Raw genomic sequence first — 1,519 nt, forward strand, 5'->3', positions numbered from 1 at the left:
TGGTCGAATTCGTGCAGACAATACGACGTGCCCAGCATTTCGGCCAGCCTGCGCCCGCCCGAATAGTGATCGGCATGGACGTGGGTGTCGATCACATGCGTGATCTGCACGCCGGCCTTGCGTGCCTCCTCGACGAACCACGCCTCGTCGCCGGCCACCACGTCCACGGCGATGGCCCTGGCATAAGTGGCACAGCCGAAAAAATAGGACAGCGAGGCTTCCTTCGTTGCAAATTGCTTGAAAAACATTTTTTCTCCTTAGAAAACGATTACCTTGTCGGCTTCGGCGGTCCAGTCAGCCAGCTGTGCGAGCGTTGAACGCTTGGCCCCATCGGTCAATTCGGTGTCCGTCAGGCCACGCGCATCCATGCAGGTCCCGCACAGACCCACCTCACCTTGCCGGGCCACCTTGCCGAGCATGAGCTGGATGTTGTAATAACCCGGCGGCACCTTCTGGCCGGCCTTGGCGCAGCCGACGGCGTCGGCCAGCAGGAACAGCCGCACCTGCTGCCCTTCCTTGCCGGCCAGCGCACTGGCCAGCCGCAGGCCGTTATAGGCGCGCTCATGGCCATACGGGGCATCATTCAGAATGAAAAGTGTGGACGTCATGACCTATCCTCCGGGTTGAGTCTGTGGGTTGAACTGTGCGTGGATCAGGACTCGAGCGGCCGCTCAACCGGCATGCCAGCGGCCTGCCATTCGGCAACGCCATCGAGAATCTTGCGCACCCGGTAGCCCTGGCCGGAGAGCAGCTTCAGCGCCTCATCCGACAGCATGCAAAACGGCCCGCGACAGTAGGCCACGATGTCGTGATCTTTGGGCAGTTCGGCCAGGCGCCGCTCGATTTCGGGCAGGGGCATGGAGCGTGCGAACGGCAAGTGAGCCACTTGATACTCATCCTGCGGACGCACATCGATAACGATCACCTCGCCGCGCCGCGCCTGTTCAAGCAGATCGGTGCGTCCCACCTGCGCAAGCTTTTCGGGCGCGGACACCATGTGTTGCAGGGCCATCTGCAGCTCGACCAGATGCTCTTCAGCCACCAATCTCAGCGTGACCCACAGGTTGGCGACGTCATCACCGCTGAGCCGATAAACCATGTACTTGCCATCGCGCCGGCTCTCCACCAGACGGGCTTGTCGCAGTGCTTTGAGATGGGCGCTGGCCAGTTTGACGTCGATAGACAACTCGCTGGCCAGAACCTCCACCGTCTTCTCGCCCTGCGCGAGCAACTCCATCAACTCCAGCCGTTTCGGACTGGAGACGGCCTTGCCGATGCGGGCGACCTGTTCATAAAGAAGGTCTTTAAGTAATCGCTTGTTCATTCGAACATTCTAGCGAATATTTGAATGAAAAAAACAGTAGTCATTTTTCTGTTTTTGGGCGCCAGCATCCGGCCGACTCACAAGCACAAACCAGCCGGTCAGCATCGCGTGCCAAGGCCTGCTTCAGGGTGTGCGTTAGCTGGAAACCTCGACCAGCCGCTCAGGGTCGATTTTGCCTGTCCCTCGCGACCTTCA

Annotated in this window: 2 protein-coding genes and 1 pseudogene; all 3 read right to left on the reverse strand. The window is 59.8% G+C overall.

The genetic code is table 11. The features are described from left to right. Positions 1–248 (reverse strand): annotated as a pseudogene (locus tag ABW22_RS16410) (MBL fold metallo-hydrolase); the annotation flags it as partial. A 9-nt stretch (positions 249–257) separates the two neighbouring features. Beyond that, on the reverse strand, positions 258–608 hold the full coding sequence (locus tag ABW22_RS16415; RefSeq protein ID WP_059759441.1) for a DsrE/DsrF/TusD sulfur relay family protein: 351 nt from the start codon (positions 606–608) through the stop codon (positions 258–260). Positions 609–652: 44 nt separating this feature from the next. Then, positions 653–1,324: an ArsR/SmtB family transcription factor gene (locus tag ABW22_RS16420; RefSeq protein ID WP_059759444.1), complete on the reverse strand. Its 672-nt coding sequence runs from the start codon at positions 1,322–1,324 to the stop codon at positions 653–655. Between the last annotated feature and the right edge of the window lie 195 nt (positions 1,325–1,519).

It is taken from the genome of Thiobacillus denitrificans (genome assembly GCF_001530125.1).
GTDB classification, from domain to species: Bacteria; Pseudomonadota; Gammaproteobacteria; order Burkholderiales; family Thiobacillaceae; genus Thiobacillus; species Thiobacillus denitrificans_C.